We start from the raw sequence: 20,943 nt of genomic DNA, 5'->3' as shown, positions 1-20,943 counted from the left end.
GGCGCGACGGCGTGCTGCGGAGCCGGGCACCGCCCCCATCCTTCGGGTTCGTGCGGGGCACCGGCAAGGTGTTGCCTGTTGACAGGGCCAAGTGTCAACACTCGGGCAACCGCCGTGCCGCCGGGCAGTGACAGCACATCAGGAAGTGGGGGCCGGGGCCGGTGACGTTCGGCGAGCGGCTGCGGCGGTTGCGGGAGGAGCACGGGGTCTCGCTGGCCGGGCTCGCCCGCGCCACCAACTACAGCAAGAGCTATCTGAGCCGGGTGGAGACCGGTCGGCGGCACGGCACGCCGGCGCTGGCGGCGGCCTGTGCCCGCGCGCTGGGGGTGGACGTGGCGCTGTTCGGGCCGGTGGGCGGCCCCACGCCGGACAGCACCGCCGGCAACACCGTGGCAACCCCGCCGCCCGTGCCGGTGCAACTGCCGCCCGCGCCGGGCGTCTTCGCGGGCCGCGGGGCCGCTGTCGCCGAGCTGGACTCGGCGCTGTCCGCGGCCCGGGCCCGTTGGGGCGAGGGCGGGCCGCGGGTGTGGGTGATCGACGGGATGGGCGGGGTCGGCAAGACGGCGCTGGCGGTGCGCTGGGCGCACCGGGTGCGGGACCGGTTCCCGGACGGGGTGCTGTTCAGCGACCTTGCGGGGCACGGCAGTTCGGGGGCGCCCCGGGAGCCGGGCGAGGTGCTGGACAGTTTTCTGCGGGCACTGGGCGCGGACGCGGGGGCGATCCCGCCGCAGGTGGCGGACCGTAGTGCGCTGCTGCGCACGCTGTTGGCGGAGCGCCGGGTGCTGCTGGTGCTGGACAACGCGGCGGCGCCGGCCCAGGTGCGTCCGCTGCTGCCGGGTGCGCCGGGGTGTGTGGTGCTGGTGACCAGCCGGACCAGGATGGCGGGGCTGGTGGTGCGGGACGGGGCGCGCCGGGTGACGCTGGCTCCGTTGCCGCAGGGCCGGGCGGTGGAGTTGCTGCGGCGCACGCTGGGTGCGGAGCGGGTGGACGCGGAGCCGGCCGCGGCGGAGGAACTGGTGCGCCTGTGCGGGCGGTTGCCGTTGGCGCTGCTGGTGGCGGCGGAGCGGGCGGCGGGGCGGCCGGGGCTGGCGCTGGCCCGGGTGAACGAGGAGTTGCGCTCCGGCCGCAACCGGCTGCGGGTGCTGGCGGCGGCGGACGACGGTGATTCGGCGCTGCGGGTGGTGTTCTCCTGGTCGTACCGGGCGTTGGCGCCGGAGCCGGCCCGGGCGTTTCGGCTGCTGGCGCTGCATCCGGGGGCGGCGCTGACGGGTGCGACGGCGGCGGCGCTGCTGGGTACCACGGCGGGCAACGCGCGGGAGCTGCTGGATCTGCTGGCGGACGTCCACCTGTTGGAGGTCGAGGCGCCGGAACGTTTCCGCTTCCATTCGTTGCTCCAGGTGTACGCGCGGGAGCTGGCGGAGACCCAGGATTCGCCGCGGGACCGGGCGGCGGCACTGGACCGGCTGTTCGACTGGTACCGGCAGGGAGCGGACGCGGCGGGCCGGCTGCTGGAGCCGGGCGGCCGTCCGGTGGCGGGGGCGTCCCTGCCGGGGGTGCGGCCGCCGGTGTTCGCCTCGGTCGAGGAGGCGGTGGCGTGGTGCGAGGCGCATCTGGCGGACCTGCTGTCGGTGATCCGGTACGCGGCGCTGGCGGGCCGTCCCCCGGCGGCCTGGCAACTGCCGTTCGCGCTGTGGTCGTTCTTCCATCTGCGGCACCACCGGGCGCAGTGGCTGAACGCGGCGCGGATCGCGGTCGCGGCGGCGGCGGACAGCGCGGATCCGCGGGCGCTGACGGTGTCGCTGGTGCTGCTGGGGACGGCGCAGTTGCACGCAGGGCGGCAGACGGAGGCGGAGATCCACCTGCGGCGGGCGCTGGAGCGGTGCGCGGGCGGTGCGGCGGATCCGGAGAGCGAGTGCGCGGCCCGCAACAGTCTGGCGGAGCTGATGCTGCGCCAGGGGCGTTCGGCGGAGGCGCTGGAGCTGCTGGATCCGGCGCTGGCGCTGGGCCGGGCGATCGGGTACCGCTGGGTGGAGCGGGTGACGCTGACCAATCTGGGTGAGGCCTCGCTGCGGGTGGGCCGGCTGGCGGAGGCCGAACGGCTGCTGCTGGAGGCGCTGTCGCTGCGGGCGGGCAGTGCGGACGGCCGGACGGAGGGGCTGGCGCTGCTGCACCTGGGGACGGTGCACCGGGCGCTGGGCCGGCTGCCGCAGGCGGTGGGCTGTCTGCGGCGTTCGCTGGAGCTGCACCGGGCGGCGGGCAACCGCTGGGCGCAGGGCCGCACCCTGGAGCAGTTGGGGCACGCGTTCGCGGCGCTGGAGCGCGGGGCGGACGCGGCGGCGCTGTGGCAGCAGGCGCGGGAGGTGATGGCGGAGACCGGCGATCCGCGCCGGACGGGTCTGGACGCCCTGCTGCGCCCGGCCGCTGTCGGCCGGGCGCCGGGCCGGGGGGCTACCCGGCGGGGGTGAGGAAGCGCTCGTTGACGCGGGCCAGGGTGCGGAAGTCGTCGATGGTGACCTCCTGCAGGTCGATGGTGTCGCCGGTGAGGTCCTCCAGGAGGTCGATGAACTCCAGGAAGTCCATCGAGTCGATCAGCCGGGCCTCGATCAGGTCCTCCTCGGGGCCGATCGGGCCGTCGAGGTCGGGGTTCTTCTCGTGCAGCCAGGTGGCGATGCGGTCCATGGTTCTCCTTCGGGTGAGGGCGGTTCAGGCGCGGACGGTGTCGAGGTGGCCGAGTGCGGCTTCGGCGCGGACGGTGTCGAGGCGGTCGAGTGCGGCTTCGGCGCGGACGGTGTCGAGGCGGTCGAGTGCGGCTTCGGCGCTGCCGTGGGCGAGGATCATGGCGTGCACCCAGCGCTCCAGGCCGAAGGCGACGCAGGCGCTGTGGGCGGCGCCGTTCTGGCCGGCCCGGATGCCGAGGCGTTCGCCGAAGAAGTTGCGGTGCCGGTTGACGGAGGCGATGGCGGTGCCGTCGGGGGCGCTGAACTCGTGCTTGACGGGGTCGAGTCTCATCAGCTTCGCCCGGGAGCCGCCCTTGTCGTAGAACGGGTCGTCGGCGGCGGCGCGGGTGAGGTCGAGGCCGAGGTGTTCGGCGGTGGCGGTGATGAACGCGGCGCCGTGTTCGAGGTGGGTGGTGGCGCCCTGGTGGGTGCCCAGGTAGAGCACTTCGCGCATGTGGAAGCCCCACAGGCGGCGCAGTCCGTCGTAGTGGGTCTCGTTGCGGAAGCAGCGGCCGGCGGCGGACAGCCGGACGCCCTCGCCGACGTCCTGGCCCTCCAGTGAGAGCAGCAGGCCGTAGCAGGTGGCGGACGGCAGCAGGTGGCCGGTGGGCTCGACGGCCTGCGCGCCGGGGGTGTCGCCCGCTGCGAGGCCGGCGTGCGCGTCGGTGGTGAACCGGGCGGCGCTGACGCCGAGGTGCGGGAAGTTGCGGAAGTAGTCGAGCTTGGCGAGTCCGTCGACGGCGAGCAGTGGCGGTCCGAGGACTTCGGGGGCGGCGAGCTGGGCGGCGAGGCCGGTGAGCAGCTCGTCGAGGCCGCGCAGCAGGGCGGTGTGGACGGGGTCGAGGGTGACCAGTCCGGGTCCGGGGTTGGCGAGTCGGACGCCGGGCACGGTGCTGGTGCCGGTGGTGCGCATGGCGGAGGTTCCCTCTCGGCGGGAGCGGGCGGTCGGGGTACGGCGGCGGTGCACGGGTGGACGCGGTGGTCTCCTCGTGCGGGCGGCCGGTCGAACGGGACGGCGCGGATGCGGGCCGTCGTCGGCGGCGGCGCGGTGGAACCGGCGCGGCGCGGGCCGACGCTCCGTCAGGGATCGGAGCCGAGGGGGACATTAGGACAGTCCCGCGCCAATTGTCCAGACCAACTCGCAACCGCACCGAGCTTGACCCGTGGCCGGCTCCGGTTACCGGACCGGAACTTGACAAGACTTGTGGTCTGGACCAATCTGGCGATCGAAAGCGGCCGCGGCGCCTTCCCGGCGCCGCCCTTCCCGGCCGCGTCCTTTCTCTCCGCCCGGCCCGCTGCGAGGGCCGCCGGCGCACCCCGTCCCCCGTGCGGGGCCCTCTCGTTCGACCACCTCACGCCTGCTCCCTGGAGGGGCTCTTCCATGTCCGTGCCATCCCGCCGCGCCCACCTGTACCGGGCCGCGAGCGACCGCCCGTACTTCAGCAACGACGGCGAGTCGTACCTCGCCCAGCACACCCTGCGCGAACTGACCAAGTCCCGGCCGCTGCGCGTGCTCTCCGAGGAGGATTTCGCGCACTGGCAGACCTACGGCTACGTGATCGTCCGCGAGGCGGTGCCGGCCGGGCACGCCCGCCGGATGCTCGAATTCGCCTGGCAGTTCCAGGGCTTGGACCCCGAGGACCCGGACAGCTGGTTCGCGGACCGGCCGTTCCGCTCGGCGCTCGACCAGCAGTTGCACATCTACGGCTTCGTCGAGGCGTACCACCACCAACTGCTCTGGGACAGCCGGCAGAACCAGCGGGTCTACGACGCGTTCGTGGACGTCTGGGACTGCGAGGAGCTGTGGGTCACCCTGGACCGGCTCAACCTGAACCCGCCCAACCGGGGCAACCGCGACCGGGCGCTGATCGACCCCACCGACCGAGGCTTCGACATCGAGCTGCACTGGGACATCGACACCACCCTCGGCGTCCCGCCGCAGCGCGTACAGGGCATCATCGCCCTCAACGACACCTCGCCGGAGACCGGCGGCTTCCAGTGCAACCCGGAGCTGTTCCGGCGGTTCGAGCCGTGGAAGCTCACCCAGCCCGCCGACCGCGACCCCGTCCGGCCCGTCATCGACCGCGCCGAACTGCCGGTCGTCCGACCCGAGCTGCACCCCGGCGACCTGCTGATCTGGAACGGCCTGCTGGCGCACGGCGTCGCCCGCAACCTGTCCGAGCAGGGCGTGCGGGCGGTGCAGTACCTGTCGATGATGCCCGCGCTGGAGGAGCACGAGCGGCTGCGCAAGTCCCGCGTCGACTCCTGGCGGCACCTGCGCACCCCGCGCTGGAACCGCACCCTGGTGGGCGACCCGGTCCTGCACGAGTCCAAGCGCTACCCGACCGCTCGACTCACCGAGCTCGGACGCAAGTTGCTCGGCCTCGCTTCCTGGCACGAGTCGGCCTCGGCCGCCGTTGGGGTGGACCAGTGCGCCGCGTCTGCCTGACCCTGCCCACCAACCGGGCCTGCGCCCCCGCCCTGCGCGCGCTGGCCGATGAAGCGGCGTACGGGGCACGGGAGTTCGGCGCCCGGGTGGAGCTGCTGGTGCTGGACTCCTCCCCCGCCCCGGTACGCGCCGAGCACGCCGCGGTGCTGGCTGCCCTGCCGCCCGCGCCCGGGGTGACGGTCCACCACCTCGACGAGGACGCCCAACGCGCCTTCCTCGCCCGGGCGCTGGCCCGTGCGGGGCTCCCGCCCCACCTGCTCGGCCTGCTGCTGCCCGACGCCGTCTCCTACGGGGCCTGCACCGACCGGGCGTTCCTGTACGCCGAGGCGCTCGGCTGCGCCTCGGTGCACCGCCGCGACTCCGACAGCCGCTACCAACTCCTCGACGGCGCACCGGTGTTCCCCATCCACCAGGAGCTGGCCGCGCTCGGCGCACCGGCGCGCGAGGTCGCCCGGAGCCTCGGCGGCGGGCGTCTGCGACGGCTCGGCCCGCACGCCGAGGCGCTGCCGGTGGCGCTGGTCGGGGCCTCCTTCATCGGCGAACTGTCGGTGGACGTGGCGGAGATCCTGGCCCTCGACCCGCAGGTGCACGCCGAACTGGTCGGCCTCTCACTGCCGCCGACCACCCCGCCGCTCTGGCGCGAGCAGGCCGTCCGCGAGGCCTTCCGCGGCGCGGGCACCGAACCGTTCACCACCGACCGGGCCGTCCTCGGCCCCGTCGCCCCGAACCGGATCGACATGTGCAACATCGCCCTGGACCGCGAGGTGTACGGCCGTATCCCGCTGCCGCCGGCGGTGGACACCATCGGCAGCGACTACCTCCTGCTCCACCTGGTCCGGCACGCGGCCCTGCCCGGCGTCCTGCACAACCGGCACATCATCAACTTCCATACCGGAGAGCGGCGTTCCGGCCCCGGCAAGGTCGCCTACCACCTGCGCCTGGCCAAGTTCCTGCTGCTCTCCCGCCGCCTCGGCGAGCTCTGCACCCGCCTGCCCGACACCATCGGCCGCCTCGACCCCGCCACGGTCGCGGCAACGGCCCGCGAGGTCGCCGGCGAGAGCGGCCGCGAGCTGGACGCCGAACGACTGGACACCGTCGAGCGCTGCTACCGGCGCCTCGGCGAGGACTGGACGGCCGTCGCCGACACGATCGCCGAACGCCGCCTTGAGCTGCTGGCACGGGCCCGCACCGACCTGCACGACTTCGCCGAACTGATCGACGCCTGGGGGCCGTTGACGGCGGCCGTCCGCGCGGAGTAGCGGGCAGCCCTCGACCCGACCGCGACCCGCAGCACCGGCCCGCCCGAGCCCGCCCGGCTTCACACCCACCCGCACCCGCACCGGCGACGGCGGCCACCGTCCGTGCCCCAGCGGCCCGACCACCCCGAGCACCCCGAGCACCCCGACCGATCCGACCGATCCGACCGATCCGACCGATCCGACCGATCCGACCGATCCGTTCCCGAGCAGGAACAGCGAGCGACCTCCCTTGCCTCCCTCTCCCTCTCCCTCCATCTCCATCTCCCGTACCGTCACCGTCCGTTGGGCGGGCGGCGAGCCGCGCCGTGGCCCGCTGACGCTCGGCCAGACCAACATGATCCGCTGCATCCTGCGGGACGGCGCGGCCGACGTCGACATCCACGACGTGTGGCCCGTCCCGCCGGGAGTCCGCACCGGGGCGGTGATCGAGGCGCTGCGGGCGCTGACCGTTCGGCACGAGGCGCTGCGGACCGTCTTCCCGCACCCCGAAGGCGAGCTTCCGAGCGAGCAACTCGTCGCGGCCGCAGGCGAGTTCGCTGTCACCGTGCACGAGGCCGACCCGCTCCCCGCCGACCCGGCGGGCTTCGCCGACGCGCTGGCCCGGCGGACCCGTCTCGCGCCGTTCGACCTCGGCCGGGACCACCCACTGCGGGCGACGGTGCTGACCTCCCGCGGAGTGCCCGTCCAGCTGGCCCTGGTCGCGGGGCACGCCGCCGCCGACGGCAGTGCGCTGGCCGTGCTGCGCGAGGAGTGGACGGCGCTGCTGGCCGGTGAGCGGCTGCCGGAGCCGGACTCCCTGACGCCACTCCAGCTCGCCGAGGAGGAGGCCGGCCCGGCCGGTCGACGCAAGGCGGCGGCCTCGCTGCGTTATTGGGAGCGGATCCTCGCCACTGCCCCGCAGGCGATGTTCGCCGAGCCGCGCGCCGTCACCGCCGGCGGCCCGGCGGCGCGGTTGACGCTGCGCTCCGCCCGGGGCGGCAGTGCGCTGGCCCGGGCGGCGGCGCGGCTCGGCGTGCCCGCGTCCACCGTCCTGCTGACCGCCTGGTGCGCGCTGGTCGCGCATCGCGCCGGGCAGTGCGTGTACGTCGGCGCTGCCCCCACCGCCAACCGCTACAAGGCCGAACTGGCCCGCGCTGTCACCCCGTTGTCGCAGGACGCGCTGCTGCGGCTCGACGTCACCGCGCCCGGTTTCGACGCGCTGCTCGGCACGGCCTGGGCGGCGGCGCTGAACGCGTACCGGCACAGCCGCTTCGACGCGCTGCGGCTGTGGGAGATGATCGAGCGCACCACGGTGCAGCGTGGCAGCCGGTTCGGGCGGGACGTGGTGTACAACGACGTCTCCGGCCTGCCCGGTGCGTTGCGCCCGGCCGCCGCGACGGCCGGCGCCGATCCCGAGCTGGAACTCACCTGGGGTCCCGAACAGTCGCTTCCCACCGGCCTGTTGGCGTTCGTGTACCGCACGGAGCCGGTGCTGCACCTGGCGCTGTGGCCGAACCCGCAGCTGTTCGACCGGGCGGAGGCGGCGGGCTTCCTGACCGGCCTGGTGCAGTTGCTGGAGGCCGCCGCCGACCACGACGTGCCGCTCGCCGAACTGACTGCCGTCACCGGGGTCCGCCCACCCGAACGCGACCACAACTGGCAACTGGTGGACGGCTGTTGGGTCTCCCTCACCGCCGTCGCGGCCGCCCTCTCGGACGCGCTGGGCGGCCGCCCGGTGCACGTCGGCGCCGACCTGACCGCCCACCTGGCCGGGGCCACCCCCGAGCAGGCCCACGCGTCGCTGATGCGCCTGCTCCCCGACCGGCCGGGCGTGCTCGCCCCGCGCCGCTACCTGATCGTGCCGAACGCCCCGGCCGAGCCCGGCCGGGCCGAGGCCTGGCTGGCGCAACCGCCCCTCCTGGAAGGAGACGGCCGCCCGGCGGCCGACCCGCGATGACCACCGACTCCCTCGCCGACGCCGCGCGACCCGCCGCGCTCCCGCCCAGCCCATGGCGCTCGCACCGCTTCCGTCTGCTGTTCCTGGCCCGCAGTTCCTCGCTGTTCGCGGACGGCATGCTGATGGTGTCGCTGACCGCGGCCGTCCTGCGCACCGGCCACGGCGGGAGCGGCGTCGGCTACGCGCTGGCCGCCTGGATGGCGCCGATCGTGCTGCTGGTGCTGTTCGGCGGTGTGCTGGCCGACCGGTTCACCCCGCAGCTGATGATGGTCGGCGCGGACGCCGTCCGGATGCTCGCCATGCTGGCGCTCGGCCTGCTGCTGGCCACCACGCAGGTGGCGCTGTGGCAGATCATGGCGCTGATGGCGCTGTCCGGCGCGGCCACCGCGATGTTCCAGCCGGGTCTCGCGGGCATCGTCCCGCAGGTCGCCGAGGACATCCAGCGAGCGAACGCTCTGCTGCGCATCTCCGAGGCCGTCTGCACGCTGCTCGGCCCGGGCGCGGCCGGCCTGGTGGTCGGTTACTGGAGCGCGGCCGGTTCGTTCACCGTCATCGCGGCGGCGTTCGCGCTCAGCGCGCTGGGGCTGCTGCCGCTGCGCGGCCTGCGGGCCGCCGCCGCGGAGTCCGAGGACCCGCAGGCCCCGATCTGGCGCCGACTGGCCGTCGGCTGGCGGGAGTTCGGCTCCCGGCCGTGGCTGTGGGGCGTGATCGCGCTCTGGTCGGTGTACGGGCTGCTGGTGTTCGGCCCGGCGCTGCCGCTGGGCGCCGTCGCACTGACGGATCAGCACGGCAGCGCGGGCTACGGCTGGATCGCCTCGGCGGACGGCGCGGGCACCGTCGTCGGCGGCCTGCTCGGCATGCGGGTGCGCCCGGCCCGCCCGCTGGTCGCCGGGGCCTGCGCGATGCTGTTCTTCTCGCTCAACCCGCTGGCCCCGGCGCTGCACTGGCCGTTCGCGCTGACGGCCGCCACCGGCCTGGTCGCGGGCTGCGGCTTCGCCTTCTGGGGCGTCATGTGGTCGACCAGCGTGCAGACCCACATCCCGCTGGGTGTCCTCAGCCGGGTCTCCGCGTACGACGTGGCCGGCTCCATCATGGTCATCCCGGTCGGCCGCGCCCTCTCCGGCCCGGTCGCCGCCGCCTTCGGCACCGACCACGTCCTGCTCTTCTCGGCCCTGGCCGGCCTCGTCCTGCTCGCCCTGATGCTGGCCCTCCCCGCGGTCCGCGCCCTGCCCCGCACCGCCCCCTGACCTCTGCTGCGCCCCCGAACGCCTCTGCCCCGCCCTGCCCGCCGCGGTGTTCGCGGCCTGAACAACCCCAAGGCCAAGGCCCACTGGTTAGCCGGGCCCGCCGCCGAGCTCCGGCCGCAGCGCCGGCCGGCGCCGACCTACGGCCTCGGCAGCGCGCCGGCCAGCGACCCGAGGGACGCCGGCGCGTCCGGCCCGACCGGCGCGAGGACGACGGTGGTGGCGCCGGCCGCGTGGCGGGCGGCGATGGCGGCGCGGGCCTGGGCGGGGGTGCCGGCGATGGCGAGGGCGCGGACCCACTCGGCGGGGAGGGTGCGAGCGAACTCCGCGCCGTCGGCGGCTGCCGCGCGGTGGGCGCGCAGGTCGGCGGCGAACGGGAGGGGGTCGAGGTGGGCGGCCCAGTCGGGTTCGCCGATCGCGCTCAGGCCGGGGCGGACCCGGTCGAGCGCGACGTCCTCGTCCTCGTCCACTGCGGCGGCGTCATAGGTGACGACGGTGGCCTCGGGGCCGAGGTGGCGGCGCGAGCTCTCGATGTACGCGGGGGCGGCGGGTTCGGCGAGCAGCAGTCCGTCGGCGACCTCGCCCGCCGCGGCCTGCGACTTGGGGCCGCGCACGCCGAGGATCACCGGCGGCGCCACCTCCGGGACCTCCGTCAACTGCACGCCCGCGCACCGCACGTAGCGTCCGTCGGCCGGGCCGGGTTCGCCGCGCAGCAGGGTGCGCAGCGCGGTGGTGTACTCCTTGAGCAGGGTGACGGGGCTGGCGGGCCAGGCGCCGGCCTCGCGCATCCAGCCGGGCATGCCGTGGCCGATGCCGGCGACGATCCGGCCGGGGTGGAGCTGGGCGAGGGTGGCGAGTTCCATCGCGGCGAAGCAGACGTTGCGGGCGCCGGCGGGCATGATGCCGATGCCGACGGTGATCCGGTCGGTCACCGCGAGCGCGGTGGCGGCCTGGGCGATGCCGCCCCGCCAGCCGAGGTCCTCGACCACCCACAGTTCGTCGAAGCCCAGCTCCTCCGCTCGGCGGGCGTACGGGATCAGTTCGCGGGCGGGCAGGTCGCGCGGCAGCATGACGCCGATCCGGCCTCGGACACTGGCTGTGCTGGACATCGGGGGCTCCTCACCAACGGCACGGGGGACATCCGCGCGACCGGACCGCCGACGCGGAAATCCGGTGATCATACCCACCGCCCCGACGCCCCGTCAGAGCGTCGCAGCCACCTGCTCGGCCGCCACCGGCTGATCGGCCACCACGACGGGCGCCTTCCGGTCCGCTGCCCAGGACCCGGCGGCGATCAGGAAGCCGATCATCGCCAGTCCCGCGCCGACCAGGGTGGGCGAGGTCCAGCCGAGGCCCGCCGACAGCGCGAGCCCGCCGAAGTACGCGCCCTGCGCGTTGGCCAGGTTGAACGCGCCCTGGACGGTCGCGGAGGCCAGCGTGGGCGCCTCGCGGGCCTTGTCGATCACCAGGGTCTGCACGGTCGGGACGATCGCGAACCCGGCCATGCCGATCAGCACCACCGTCACGGCGGCCGACCAGCGGGCGTGCGCGGTGACGGCGAACAGCGCGAGCGCGCCGGACATCGCGAGCAGCGCGCCGCACAGGGCGGGTCGCAGGGCGCGGTCGGCCGCGTAGCCGCCGATGACGTTGCCGAGGGTCATGCCGACGCCGAACAGGGCGAGGACCAGGGTGACGGAGGATTCGGCGAAGCCGGACACCTCGGTGAGGGTGGGGGTGATGTAGCTGTAGCAGGCGAACAGTCCGGCGCAGCCGAACACCACGGTGGCGAGGGCGAGCCAGAGCTGTCCGCTGCGGAAGGTGGCGAGTTCGCTGCGCAGCCCGGCGCCGGGGTGGGCGGGCAGCTGCGGGACGAGGCGGGCGATGGCGGCGGTGCCGAGCAGGCCGACGGCGACGACGACGAGCATGGCGGAGCGCCAGCCGAGGTGCTGGCCGAGCAGGGTGACGGCGGGGACGCCGACGATGTTGGCCACGGTCAGGCCGGAGAACATCACCGAGACGGCGCGGGCCCGCAGGTGGGGGGCGACCAGTTCGGCGGCGGCGACGGCGCCCGCGCCGAAGAAGGCGCCGTGCGGCAGTCCGGTGATCAGCCGGGCGGCGGCGAGGAGGACGAAGTTCGGGGCGAGGGCGCACAGCAGGTTGCCCGCCGCGAACAGCCCGGCCAGACCCACCAGCACGGCCTTGCGGGGCAGTCGGGCGGCGCCGGCGGTGAGCAGCGGGGCGCCGATCACCACGCCGATCGCGTACATCGAGATCAGCCACCCGGCGTCCGGGATGGAGACCTGGAGGCTGTCCGCGATCTGCGGGAGCAGCCCCATGGCGGCGAACTCGGTGGTGCCGATGGCGAACGCGGTGATGGCGAGGGCGACGAGCGCCAAGGGCATGGGGGTGCTCCACAACGAGGGGGTCGGCGGGTGCGCCGACGTCATGTCAACGTTGTCAGCGCCAACCGATCCTACCGGCCCGGGCCGTACGGCACCCCACCCTCCGCCTCGCCCGGAGCCCGGCCCGTCCGCGCGCGTGCGCGAAAACTGTTTGCCGCCGGCCGGGTGGGCCGGAATGATCCGGACGATGAGCGAACAGCTTCCCGAGCGCTGGACGAAGGCGGGCGTCTTCCCCGACATGTGGGTGGACCCGGACGACGATCCCCGCAACACGGACGGTCCGACACCGGACGGTGAACTGGCCACGTTCCAGGACTACTTGACGAACTACCGGCTGACGCTGCGGATGAAGTGCGACGGCCTGTCGCCCGAGCAGCTCGCCGCCCGTTCCGTCCCGCCGTCCACGCTGTCGCTGCTGGGGCTGCTGCGTCATCTCGCCGAGGTGGAGCGCGACTGGCGCAACTGGATCACCGAGGGCGAGCCGGCGCCCAAGCTGTACGGCGACCCGGACGGCGACTTCGAGGGCGCGCTGCCCCAACAGTCGGTGGTGGACGGCGCGTTCGCCGACCTGGCGCGCGAACAGACGGCCACCGACGCCGCGTTCGCGAGGTTCCCGGAGATGGGCGCCCGGATCGGCCGCGACCACGACGCGGTCCGCGCCCTGTGGGTGCACCGCATCGAGGAGTACGCCCGTCACTGCGGGCATGCCGACCTGCTGCGCGAGCGCGTCGACGGCCGCACCGGTCAGTAGCGCGCCGGGCCGGAAAAACCACATGCGCGGGCCCGGCCCCGGCGGTTAGCGTCGGACGTTTCCGGAAGTCGGGCGCGGCATGGGGTGAAGCGGGATGAAGCAGGCCGGTGGGCTGGGTCGGGCGTTCGGGCTGCTGTGGTCGGCCTCGGCGGTGTCGACCCTCGGGGACGGGATCGTCGCGGCGGCGGCCCCGCTGCTGGTGACGTCGCTGACCAGGGATCCGGTCCTGGTCGGCCTCTCGGTGTTCGTCCAGCAGTTGCCGTGGCTGCTGCTGGCCCCGGTCAGCGGCGTGCTGGTGGACCGGGTGGACCGCCGGCGGCTGACGGTGGCGATGAACGCGGCGCGGGCCGCGCTGACGGCGGTGCTGGCGGGCGCGGTGTTCGCGGGGGTGGTCTCGCTGCCGCTGATCTACGCGGTGGGTCTGCTGCTGGGCTGCTGCGCGGCGCTGGGCGACAACGCGTCCTCCGCGCTGCTGCCCGCGCTCGTCCCGTCCGAGCAGCTGCCGCGTGCCAACTCCCGGATTTTCGGGGCCTATTCGGTGCTCAACAAGCTGTGCGGCCCGCCGCTGGGCGCGGCCCTGTTCGGGGTGGCGGCGGGCGTGCCGATGACGGTCGACGCGCTGAGTTTCGCGGGCGCGGCCGTGCTGATCGCGATGCTGCCGGCGGCGCGGCGCGCGCAGTCGTCGGCGCCGGCCGCCGCCCCGGCGCCGGTGCGCCGCCAGTTCGGCGAGGCGGTGCGCTGGCTGTGGGCGAATCCGGCGGTGCGGACGCTGACGCTGGCGCTGTGCCTGATGAACGTGACGCTGATCGCCGGGTTCTCGATCATGGTGCTGTACGCGCGTGAGCATCTGGGGCTGTCCCCGTTCGGTTACGGCCTGCTGATGGCGTCCGGCGCGGTGGGTGGCCTGCTGGGGGCGGCGGTGGCGCCGCGCCTGCAGGCCCGGTTCTCGTCCTCGGTGCTGCTGCGGGTGGGCCTGGTGCTGGAGACGCTGACGCATGTGGGCCTGGCGCTGGCGGGTTCGGCGTGGGTGGCGGGCGCGGTGCTGTGGATGTTCGGCGTGCACGGCGCGGTCTGGATGAACGTCGACCGGACGCTGGTGCAGCGCTCGGTGCCGGACGTGCTGCGCGGCCGGGTGATGAGTGTCTTCATGGCGCTGGCGGTGGGCGGTTCCGCGCTGGGCGCGCTGATCGGCGGCCCGCTCGCCCGCGCCTTCGGCCTGACCGGGCCGTTCTGGTTCTCGGCGGTGGTGATGGCGGCGCTGACGCTGTTCGCCTGGCGCCCGTTCAGCCGCAGCATCGACGACCGGGAGCCCGCCCCGGCGGCGCCGCGGCCCGTGACGGCGACCGGCTGACGGCACCCGTCCGGCCCTGCCTGCCGCCGCGCTCCGCCCCGGCTGCGGTATACCTGCGGGCAGTGGCGGCGGCGAGCGGGGCGAGGTGGGTGCGGGTGATCCGGCGGCGGGTGCTGGTCTCGGGCACGGTGCAGGGCGTGTTCTTCCGCGATTCCTGCCGGCGGGCGGCGTCCCAGTCGGGCGTGGTCGGCTGGGTGCGCAACCTGCCGGACGGGCGGGTGGAGGCCGTGTTCGAGGGCGACGAGGCGCCGGTCGAGGCGATGGTGGGGTGGATGCGGCACGGCCCGTCCCGGGCGGTGGTCGAGCACGTCGAGGTGATCGAGGAGGAGCTGGAGGGCCTGCTCGTCTTCGCCATCACCGACTGACGCCATCCCCGACTGACGCCATCACCGATCGACGGCTACTCCTGGTAGGGCCACACCTCGTCGGGGAACACCCGGGCGAACCAGTGGGGTTGGACCTCGCGCAGCCGCAGGGTGCGCCAGCGGGTCGGGTCCTCGGGGAGGGGGACGCCCACCTCCACGTCAGGCCCGTACGCGAACAGCCGCTCCTGGCAGACGCCGCAGGGGGCGAGCACCCAGAACCCGCTGCCGTCGTCGGCGGCGGTGACGCACACCGAGGCCACCACCTTGCGGTCGCGCTTGTACGCCTCGCAGATCGCCCCGGTCTCGTGGCACAGCCGCACCGCGTTGTTCGGCGGCTCGGGCGCGGTGCTGGTCAGCACGGTGCCGTCGTCCAGCCGCAGCGCGGCGGCGCCGGCCCACTCCTGCCCGGGGAACCGCCGGCGCGTCAACTCGATCGCGGCGTCCACGAGTTCTTGATCGATGGCCATGCCGGGAACGTTACCGGAGGGTGAAAACCCTTTGCGGGCCCGTTCGGATCGTGACCACACTCCGGCCATGACGACCACCGGCGAATCCAACACCCCCGATCAACTCGACACCGTCAAGCGGGATCTGAAGCTCTATCTGCAGGACGCCCGGGACGCGCTGCTGTGGAAGCTGGAGGGCCTGTCCGAGTACGACGTGCGCCGCCCGGTGACGCCGTCGGGGACGAACCTGCTCGGCGTGGTGAAGCACCTGACGGGCGCGGAGGCGGTCTACTTCGGCGAGAGTTTCGGCCGCCCCTTCGACGGCGGGCCGGGCCTGTGGGTGGCGGGCGCCGCCGAGGCCAACGACGATCTGTGGGCCCGCCCGGACGAGAGCCGCGAGGCCCTGATCGCCGACTACCGCCGGGTCTGGGCGCACACGGACGCCACCATCGACGCCCTGCCGCTGGACGCCCTCGGCCGAGTCCCGTGGCCCCCGCGCCACCGTCTCACCCTGGGCCGGATCCTGCTGCACATGGTCGCCGAGACCCAGCGTCACACCGGCCAGGCCGACGTGGTGCGTGAACTCCTCGACGGCTCGACGGGGTTGCGCCCGGGCGACGCCGTCCTGCCCGAGGTCTCCCCCGACTGGTGGCCCGCCCACCACGCCCGGGTCGAGCGGGCCGCGCGTGACGCTGCCCGCGCGGCGGGCGAGAGCGTTCCCGGCTGACGGCAGAGCGCCGGCCGCCCCTCGCGAGGGGCGGCCGGTGGGGGGCGAGGTGGCGTCAGCTGTCGAAGCCGAGGCCCAGGGTGTCCATGGTCTTCAGCCACAGGTTGCGGCGGCCGCCGTTGCGGTCGGCGCGGTCCAGCGACCACTTGGTGATGCCGATGCCGGCCCAGCGCACGGGCTCGGGCGGGAACGGCAGCGGCTTGCGGCGGACCATCTCCAGCGTGGTGAGCTCGGTGTTCTTGCGGGACAGCAGGTCGAGCATCACCTCGGCGCCGAACCGGGTCGCGCCGACGCCGAGGCCGGTGAAGCCCGCCGCGAGCGCGACCTTGCCGCGGTAGGCGGTGTCGAAGAACGCGGAGAACCGGGTGCAGGTGTCGATCGCGCCGCCCCAGGCGTTGGTGAACCGCAGGCCTTCGAGCTGCGGGAAGGTCTCGAAGAAGTGCCGGGCGAGGGTCCGGTAGGTCTGCGGCCGGTGGTCGTACTCGGTGCGGACCTTGGCCCCGTAGTGGTAGATGGCGTCGTAGCCGCCCCACAGGATCCGGTTGTCGGCGGACAGCCGGTAGTAGTGGAACTGGTTGGCGCTGTCGCCGATGCCCTGCCGGCCCTGCCAGCCGATCGAGGCCAGCTGCTCGGCGTTCAGCGGCTCGGTCATCATCGCGTAGTCGTACACCGGCACGGTGTAGGGGCGGATCCGCTTGACCAGCGAGGGGAACACGTTGGTGCCGAGCGCGACCTGGCGGGCGAACACCCGGCCGTAGGGGGTGCGCACGGCCATGCCGGAGCCGGACTCGGCGATGTCGGTCGCCATGGTGTGCTCGAAGATCCGCACGCCGAGGCCCTCGCAGGCCTTCTTCAGGCCCCAGGCGAGCTTGGCGGGGTGGACCATGCCCACGCCGTCCTTGTCCCACAGCGCGCCGAGGTAGGTCGGCGAGTTGACCTGGGCGCGGACGGCGTCGGCGTCCAGCAGCTCGTAGTCGCCGTACTGCTGGGCGAGTTCGTACAGTTCGGCGAGTTCCTCGACCTGGTGCGGCTCGGTGGCGACGTCGAGTTCGCCGGTGCGCTCCCAGTCGCAGTCCATGTCGTAGGTGCGGACGGCGTCCTCGATGGACTGCAGGTTGCGGGCGCCGAGCTGTTCGAGCGCGGCGAGTTCGTCCGGCCAGCGCTCGAAGCCGTTGCCCAGGCCGTGGGTGAGGCTGGCGGCGCAGAAGCCGCCGTTGCGGCCGGAGGCGGCCCAGGCGATCTCCTGGCCCTCGATCAGGACCACGTCGCAGCCGGGGTCGCGTTCCTTGGCGATCAGCGCGGTCCACAGGCCGCTGTAGCCGCCGCCGACGACCAGCAGGTCGCAGCGGACGTCTCCGGTGAGCGCCGAGTTGGCCTGCGGACGACCGGGGTCCTCCAGCCAGAACGGGGTGGGCTTGGCGTCCCGCAGGGCGTGTACGGGGTCCATGTTCTCGGTTCCTTGCCTTGGGAGGGTCGCCGGCCCGGCCGTGGCGGCGGCCGGGCCGGCTGCTGTGCCGTTGCCGGCGGTTATCGGTCCTCGTCCCCGGCCGCCTCGGGGCCGAGGTTGATGCTGTAGACCTTGCGGAGCGTCTCGTGGACGGTCCAGGTGGTGCGGTCGCCTTCGCGCAGCACCGCGAGGTCGCCGGGGCCGACCTCCAGGACGGGTCCGTCCTGGAAGGCGATGGTGGCCCGGCCGCTGAGGACGACGAACATCTCGTCGGCCTCGGTGTCGGTCACCACGCCGGGGGTGATCTGCCAGATCCCGCGGATCTGGCGGCCGTCGGCGGACTCCCAGACCACCTTGCCGGTGACCTCGGGGGTGCCGGAGACGATCTGCTCGGGGTCGAGCGGTTCGGCCTCCAGCTCGGCGTCCGGGACGTGCAGGGCGAAGCTGTTGATCATGCCTCGACGCTATCCGTTCCGCCGCCCGCGGCGGCCTTGTCACTGTGTGCCGAGTCCCGCTGCGACCCTGACAGCCCGTAGACCTCGCCGGGCACCGTCCCGTTCGCGACGGCCCGGTCCAGCGCGGCCGACTGCCGGGCGGCCCGGCGCAGCGACAGCAGCGGGTAGAGCAGCAGCGCGGCGCCGACCACGATCAGGCAGTACTTGACGGCCTTGCCGCCCTCCTCGTTGTACTGCTCGATGGCGGCCCAGGCGCTGACCGCGGTCAGGCAGGCGGTGATCAGGCCGATGCTCCACCAGCCGCCGGGGATCTTGTAGGGGCGCTCCAGTTCGGGCTCGCGGATGCGCAGTGCGATCAGCGCGGCGACCTCCAGCAGGATGCCGATGTTGGTGAGGAAGACGTCGAAGACCACCAGGTCGCTGAAGCTGGAGAAGCAGAACAGCGCGTAGATGACGGACGATCCGATGATCGACGCCATCGGCATCCGGTAGCGCTTGCTCTCCTTGGAGACCCACGGAGGCAGGTAGCCGTCGCGCGACAGCGAGGACGGCAGCCGCGAGTAGGAGGCGAGCAGCGCGGAGAACATCGCGACCGAGGCGAACAGGCCGCCGACGGTGACGGCGTACTGGAGCCAGGGGCCGGCCAGTTCACCGGCGATGTCGGGGAGCGCGCCCTCCTCCCAGCTCTTCCACCCGTTGTCACCGTCCGCGCCGACCGCGAGCGCGGCGAGCGAGGGCAGCAGGTAGCCGACGATGATCAGCAGGACGGACCAGAACAGCGCCTTGGGCAGGTGCTTCTTCGGGTTCTCCATCTCGCCGGCCACGGTGGAGACCGAGTCCCAGCCGGAGTAGTTCCACATCACGATGAACAGGCCGGCGCCGAAGGCGTTCCAGGTGGACTGGCCCTGTTCGGCGGTCAGCGGGGTGACCGGGTTGATGCCCTCGGTCAGCAGGTGGTAGCCGCCGATCGCGGTGAGGACCAGCATCGGGGTGAGGCAGATGATCGCGAACAGCACCGAGGAGTCGCCGACCCAGCCCGCGCCCATCAGGTTCAGCAGCGTGAAGAGCACGATGACGCCGGCGCAGATCACCCAGTTCAGGTCGACCTCGATGGTGAACCAGCGCAGGCTCAGGTCGAAGAACACGTGCTTGCCGGGGGCGACGGCGCCGATCAGGCTGGACAGGTACGAGGTGAACATGACCGGGTAGAGCGCCATGTCGACGAAGCTGCACACCCAGGCCAGCACGCCCTGCTGGAAGGCCCAGAACCGGCCGAGGCCGCGCTTGACCCAGTGGTAGTAGCCGCCCTCGACGGGGATGGCGGTGCCGAGTTCGGCGCACACCAGGGCGTGCGGCACGCTGTAGATCAGCGGAGCGATCAGGATCAGCAGGATGCCCATGCCGGGCCCGGAGGTCGAGAACAGCGGCTCGATGCCGTAGGCGCCGCCGGAGACGCTGAAGAAGATCAGGGCAACCAGGGGAACCAGGCTCACGCGCTTGGGCGTTGCCCACCGGGTCTCCGGCGGGGCCACGGGGATGGCGGTCATTTTCACCTTGGCAATCGGGTGTCGGCTCGGATGTTGAGGTGCACGAGTCTGACGGCCCCGTTGACATAGGACAATCATTCAATCTGTCAGACGTCTTGTTGCCGCCCTGACACTCTGGCGGGCCCCGCCGGCACCGCCGACGAGGCCCACATCATCGCTGCTCAGAGGCCGTCAACGTGCGTTCAGGCGGGGCAGCCGGAGTCCGCGAGCACGAAGTACCCGGCCGAGGTCTCCTGCAAGGTGTGCGTCACGAACAGGTTCCACAGCCCCATGTTCTGGTTCGAGCCGTTGGCGTACGCGTACCCGCCGCTCTGATGGGCCCGGCCCGCCGAGACCTGCTGGTAGTTGGTGTCGGTGTAGCACCTGGGCGTGAACACACTCCCGGTGGTGGTCGCCGTCACGGCCGAACTCGCCGTCCCCACCGCGCCGTTGGCGTCCACCGCCGCGACCGTCCACGCGTACCCGGTGCCCGCGCTCAGGCCGGTGTCGGTGTACGTGATGCCGGTGCCGGTGCCGACCTGGGCGCCGCCCCGGTACACGGTGTAGGACGCCGCCCCCGCCACCGCGTTCCAGCTCAGCGAGGCGGTGGTGTCGGTGGTGCCGGTGACGGTCAGCCCGCCCGGCGCGGGCAGCCGGGTACCGCCGCCGGTGCTGCCGTCCAGCCCCCAGAACAGGCCCGTCCAGTACGACGAGCAGATGGTGTTCAGGAAGTAGGCGCCACTTCGGCCGCAGTCGGCGGTGCCGCTGCCCGGGCTGACCGGCAGGCCGTGGCCCATCCCGGAGACGCTGTACAGCTGGACGGCCGGCCTGCCGGTGCTGTCGTTGTACACGCTCAGCGTGGTGCCGCCCGGCAGCGACTGGGTGGCGGAGGCGGTCTGCGGGATGCCCCACACATTGGTCCACTGGTCGCGCAGCTCGGTGGCGTTGACCGGGGCGACGGTGGTGTCCGAACTGCCGTGCCAGATCGCCACCCGCGGCCAGGGCCCGGTCCAACCCGGGTTGGACGCCCGCACCTTGTCGCCCCACTGGGCGGGCGTCAGGTTCTGGCCGGAGTTCTGGCAGCCGGACGCGGCGGACTGCGTGCTCGCGCACTGCGCGGGCAGACCGGCGGCGATCGAGCCGCCCGCGAACACCTCCGGATAGTCCGCCAGCAGATCGGCGGCCATGCCCGCACCCGCCGAAAGCCCCGTCACGTACACCCGCGACGGGTCACTGCCGTACAGCGCCACCGCCTTGTCGACCATCTGCTTGACCGACAGCGCCTCGCCCTTGCCCCGGGTGTCCTTGGCACTGTCGAACCAGGAGAAGCAGGACAGCGGGTTGTTGGTCGAGTTGGTCTGCGGGAACACCACCGCGAAGCCCCAGCGGTCGGCGAGCTGTGCCCAACCGGAGTTGCCGTAGTAGTCGTTGGCGGTCTGGGTGCAGCCGTGCAGCGCCACCACCAGCGGCCTGCCGGTGGCCAGCCCGCTCGGTGTGTAGCTGTACATCGCCAGGTTGCCCGGGTTGCTGCCGAAGCCGGTGACCTGCCCGAGTCCGGCCGCCGAGGCCTGCGGCACGCCGGTCAGCATGCCGCCGGCCAGCACCGCTCCCGCCACCAGCGCTTTCGCCGCCGGCGCTTTCGTCATCAGCGCTTTCGCCCAGCGCCCGATCCGTCCTGTGCCGAAGTGTCCTGTCATGTGGGGGCTCCGCTCTCGCGAGTGTGCTCATCTGCCTCTGGACATGGGGGGTTGGCCGAGCACGTGTGGCGTGCATCATCGGCGCGCTCCGGGCGGCCGCCCATGGCCCGGCGCACCACCGGGGGCCCGAACGGCATGGTGGCGGCGGCCATTGAGCCACCATCGGCCCCG

The 20,943-nt window shown here is 73.6% G+C and carries 18 protein-coding genes; 9 read left to right on the top strand and 9 right to left on the bottom strand.

Annotated elements, in window-relative coordinates; translation table 11 throughout:
- Positions 1-161: 161 nt before the first annotated feature.
- Positions 162-2,465 (top strand): ATP-binding protein, encoded by a 2,304-nt coding sequence (locus ACFV18_RS27250; RefSeq protein ID WP_380487579.1) that lies wholly within the window; start codon positions 162-164, stop codon positions 2,463-2,465.
- Here ACFV18_RS27250 and ACFV18_RS27245 read toward each other — a convergent pair.
- Together ACFV18_RS27245 and ACFV18_RS27240 are read right to left on the bottom strand one after the other, a co-directional pair.
- The gene (locus tag ACFV18_RS27245) at positions 2,449-2,679 is read right to left on the bottom strand and encodes an acyl carrier protein (RefSeq protein WP_380487577.1); all 231 of its coding nucleotides are present in this window, start codon (positions 2,677-2,679) and stop codon (positions 2,449-2,451) included. The genes ACFV18_RS27250 and ACFV18_RS27245 overlap by 17 nt on opposite strands.
- A 24-nt stretch (positions 2,680-2,703) precedes the next feature.
- Positions 2,704-3,630, bottom strand: a complete 927-nt coding sequence (locus tag ACFV18_RS27240) for a hypothetical protein (RefSeq protein WP_380487575.1) — start codon at positions 3,628-3,630, stop codon at positions 2,704-2,706.
- A gap of 468 nt (positions 3,631-4,098) precedes the next feature.
- On the opposite strand from ACFV18_RS27240, the gene ACFV18_RS27235 reads away from it, so the two are divergent.
- The 4 genes from ACFV18_RS27235 (at position 4,099) to ACFV18_RS27220 (ending at position 9,608) form a co-directional block, all read left to right on the top strand.
- Positions 4,099-5,166: a phytanoyl-CoA dioxygenase family protein gene (locus ACFV18_RS27235; RefSeq protein ID WP_380487573.1), complete on the top strand. Its 1,068-nt coding sequence runs from the start codon at positions 4,099-4,101 to the stop codon at positions 5,164-5,166.
- Positions 5,148-6,425, top strand: a complete 1,278-nt coding sequence (locus ACFV18_RS27230) for a DUF6271 family protein (RefSeq protein WP_380487571.1) — start codon at positions 5,148-5,150, stop codon at positions 6,423-6,425. The genes ACFV18_RS27235 and ACFV18_RS27230 overlap by 19 nt, the downstream gene beginning before the upstream one ends.
- Before the next feature lie 229 nt (positions 6,426-6,654).
- Positions 6,655-8,361, top strand: coding sequence for a condensation domain-containing protein (locus tag ACFV18_RS27225; protein ID WP_380487569.1), 1,707 nt, complete (start codon positions 6,655-6,657; stop codon positions 8,359-8,361).
- A complete protein-coding gene (locus ACFV18_RS27220; RefSeq protein WP_380487567.1) occupies positions 8,358-9,608 on the top strand; it encodes an MFS transporter in 1,251 nt (416 codons plus the stop codon). Before ACFV18_RS27225 ends, ACFV18_RS27220 begins: the two co-directional genes overlap by 4 nt.
- A 137-nt stretch (positions 9,609-9,745) precedes the next feature.
- On the opposite strand, the gene ACFV18_RS27215 is transcribed toward ACFV18_RS27220, so the two are convergent.
- Together ACFV18_RS27215 and ACFV18_RS27210 are read right to left on the bottom strand one after the other, a co-directional pair.
- Complete coding sequence (locus tag ACFV18_RS27215; RefSeq protein ID WP_380487565.1) at positions 9,746-10,714, bottom strand: LLM class flavin-dependent oxidoreductase; 969 nt, start codon at positions 10,712-10,714, stop codon at positions 9,746-9,748.
- 93 nt (positions 10,715-10,807) lie between these two features.
- Entirely contained in the window at positions 10,808-12,007 is a 1,200-nt protein-coding gene (locus tag ACFV18_RS27210; RefSeq protein ID WP_380487563.1) for an MFS transporter, read from the bottom strand.
- Between the two features lie 187 nt (positions 12,008-12,194).
- Between ACFV18_RS27210 and ACFV18_RS27205 the strand changes: the two genes are divergently transcribed.
- The 3 genes from ACFV18_RS27205 to ACFV18_RS27195 all read left to right on the top strand — a co-directional run bounded on the left by ACFV18_RS27205 (position 12,195) and on the right by ACFV18_RS27195 (position 14,474).
- Positions 12,195-12,758 (top strand): DUF664 domain-containing protein, encoded by a 564-nt coding sequence (locus tag ACFV18_RS27205; RefSeq protein ID WP_380487561.1) that lies wholly within the window; start codon positions 12,195-12,197, stop codon positions 12,756-12,758.
- 94 nt (positions 12,759-12,852) lie between these two features.
- Positions 12,853-14,109, top strand: coding sequence for an MFS transporter (locus ACFV18_RS27200; protein WP_380487559.1), 1,257 nt, complete (start codon positions 12,853-12,855; stop codon positions 14,107-14,109).
- A 95-nt stretch (positions 14,110-14,204) separates the two neighbouring features.
- Positions 14,205-14,474 (top strand): acylphosphatase, encoded by a 270-nt coding sequence (locus ACFV18_RS27195; protein WP_380487557.1) that lies wholly within the window; start codon positions 14,205-14,207, stop codon positions 14,472-14,474.
- Positions 14,475-14,509: 35 nt separating this feature from the next.
- On the opposite strand, the gene ACFV18_RS27190 is transcribed toward ACFV18_RS27195, so the two are convergent.
- Positions 14,510-14,941 carry a cytidine deaminase gene (locus ACFV18_RS27190; RefSeq protein ID WP_380487555.1) on the bottom strand — a complete coding sequence of 144 codons (432 nt, stop codon included), beginning with the start codon at positions 14,939-14,941 and terminating at the stop codon, positions 14,510-14,512.
- A gap of 67 nt (positions 14,942-15,008) precedes the next feature.
- Here ACFV18_RS27190 and ACFV18_RS27185 point away from each other — a divergent pair, with 67 nt between their 5' ends.
- Positions 15,009-15,647, top strand: a complete 639-nt coding sequence (locus ACFV18_RS27185; RefSeq protein WP_380487553.1) for a DinB family protein — start codon at positions 15,009-15,011, stop codon at positions 15,645-15,647.
- 55 nt (positions 15,648-15,702) lie between these two features.
- Here the strand turns inward: ACFV18_RS27185 and ACFV18_RS27180 are convergent, their stop codons facing one another.
- The 4 genes from ACFV18_RS27180 to ACFV18_RS27165 all read right to left on the bottom strand — a co-directional run bounded on the left by ACFV18_RS27180 (position 15,703) and on the right by ACFV18_RS27165 (position 20,664).
- The gene (locus ACFV18_RS27180) at positions 15,703-17,094 is read right to left on the bottom strand and encodes an NAD(P)/FAD-dependent oxidoreductase (protein WP_380487551.1); all 1,392 of its coding nucleotides are present in this window, start codon (positions 17,092-17,094) and stop codon (positions 15,703-15,705) included.
- Positions 17,095-17,174: 80 nt separating this feature from the next.
- On the bottom strand, positions 17,175-17,549 hold the full coding sequence (locus ACFV18_RS27175; protein WP_380487549.1) for a cupin domain-containing protein: 375 nt from the start codon (positions 17,547-17,549) through the stop codon (positions 17,175-17,177).
- Positions 17,546-19,042, bottom strand: a complete 1,497-nt coding sequence (locus tag ACFV18_RS27170; RefSeq protein ID WP_380487547.1) for an APC family permease — start codon at positions 19,040-19,042, stop codon at positions 17,546-17,548. The genes ACFV18_RS27175 and ACFV18_RS27170 overlap by 4 nt, the downstream gene beginning before the upstream one ends.
- 236 nt (positions 19,043-19,278) lie before the next feature.
- Positions 19,279-20,664, bottom strand: coding sequence for a PHB depolymerase family esterase (locus tag ACFV18_RS27165; RefSeq protein WP_380487674.1), 1,386 nt, complete (start codon positions 20,662-20,664; stop codon positions 19,279-19,281).
- Positions 20,665-20,943 lie beyond the last annotated feature (279 nt).

This window comes from Kitasatospora sp. NPDC059673 (genome assembly GCF_042734215.1).
Classification (GTDB): Bacteria; Actinomycetota; Actinomycetes; order Streptomycetales; family Streptomycetaceae; genus Kitasatospora.
The sequence above is the reverse complement of the archived record's forward strand: the minus strand, read 5'-3'. Positions and strand labels throughout refer to the sequence as shown.

What these genes read in the sequence shown, in the direction of transcription:
- ACFV18_RS27245 (WP_380487577.1), bottom strand. Translation starts at nt 2,679, where the DNA reads ATGGACCGCATCGCCACCTGGCTGCACGAGAAGAACCCCGACCTCGAC.
- ACFV18_RS27240 (WP_380487575.1), bottom strand. Translation starts at nt 3,630, where the DNA reads ATGCGCACCACCGGCACCAGCACCGTGCCCGGCGTCCGACTCGCCAAC.
- ACFV18_RS27235 (WP_380487573.1), top strand. Translation starts at nt 4,099, where the DNA reads ATGTCCGTGCCATCCCGCCGCGCCCACCTGTACCGGGCCGCGAGCGAC.
- ACFV18_RS27220 (WP_380487567.1), top strand. Translation starts at nt 8,358, where the DNA reads ATGACCACCGACTCCCTCGCCGACGCCGCGCGACCCGCCGCGCTCCCG.
- ACFV18_RS27215 (WP_380487565.1), bottom strand. Translation starts at nt 10,714, where the DNA reads ATGTCCAGCACAGCCAGTGTCCGAGGCCGGATCGGCGTCATGCTGCCG.
- ACFV18_RS27210 (WP_380487563.1), bottom strand. Translation starts at nt 12,007, where the DNA reads ATGCCCTTGGCGCTCGTCGCCCTCGCCATCACCGCGTTCGCCATCGGC.
- ACFV18_RS27205 (WP_380487561.1), top strand. Translation starts at nt 12,195, where the DNA reads ATGAGCGAACAGCTTCCCGAGCGCTGGACGAAGGCGGGCGTCTTCCCC.
- ACFV18_RS27200 (WP_380487559.1), top strand. Translation starts at nt 12,853, where the DNA reads ATGAAGCAGGCCGGTGGGCTGGGTCGGGCGTTCGGGCTGCTGTGGTCG.
- ACFV18_RS27190 (WP_380487555.1), bottom strand. Translation starts at nt 14,941, where the DNA reads ATGGCCATCGATCAAGAACTCGTGGACGCCGCGATCGAGTTGACGCGC.
- ACFV18_RS27185 (WP_380487553.1), top strand. Translation starts at nt 15,009, where the DNA reads ATGACGACCACCGGCGAATCCAACACCCCCGATCAACTCGACACCGTC.
- ACFV18_RS27180 (WP_380487551.1), bottom strand. Translation starts at nt 17,094, where the DNA reads ATGGACCCCGTACACGCCCTGCGGGACGCCAAGCCCACCCCGTTCTGG.
- ACFV18_RS27175 (WP_380487549.1), bottom strand. Translation starts at nt 17,549, where the DNA reads ATGATCAACAGCTTCGCCCTGCACGTCCCGGACGCCGAGCTGGAGGCC.
- ACFV18_RS27165 (WP_380487674.1), bottom strand. Translation starts at nt 20,664, where the DNA reads ATGCTGACCGGCGTGCCGCAGGCCTCGGCGGCCGGACTCGGGCAGGTC.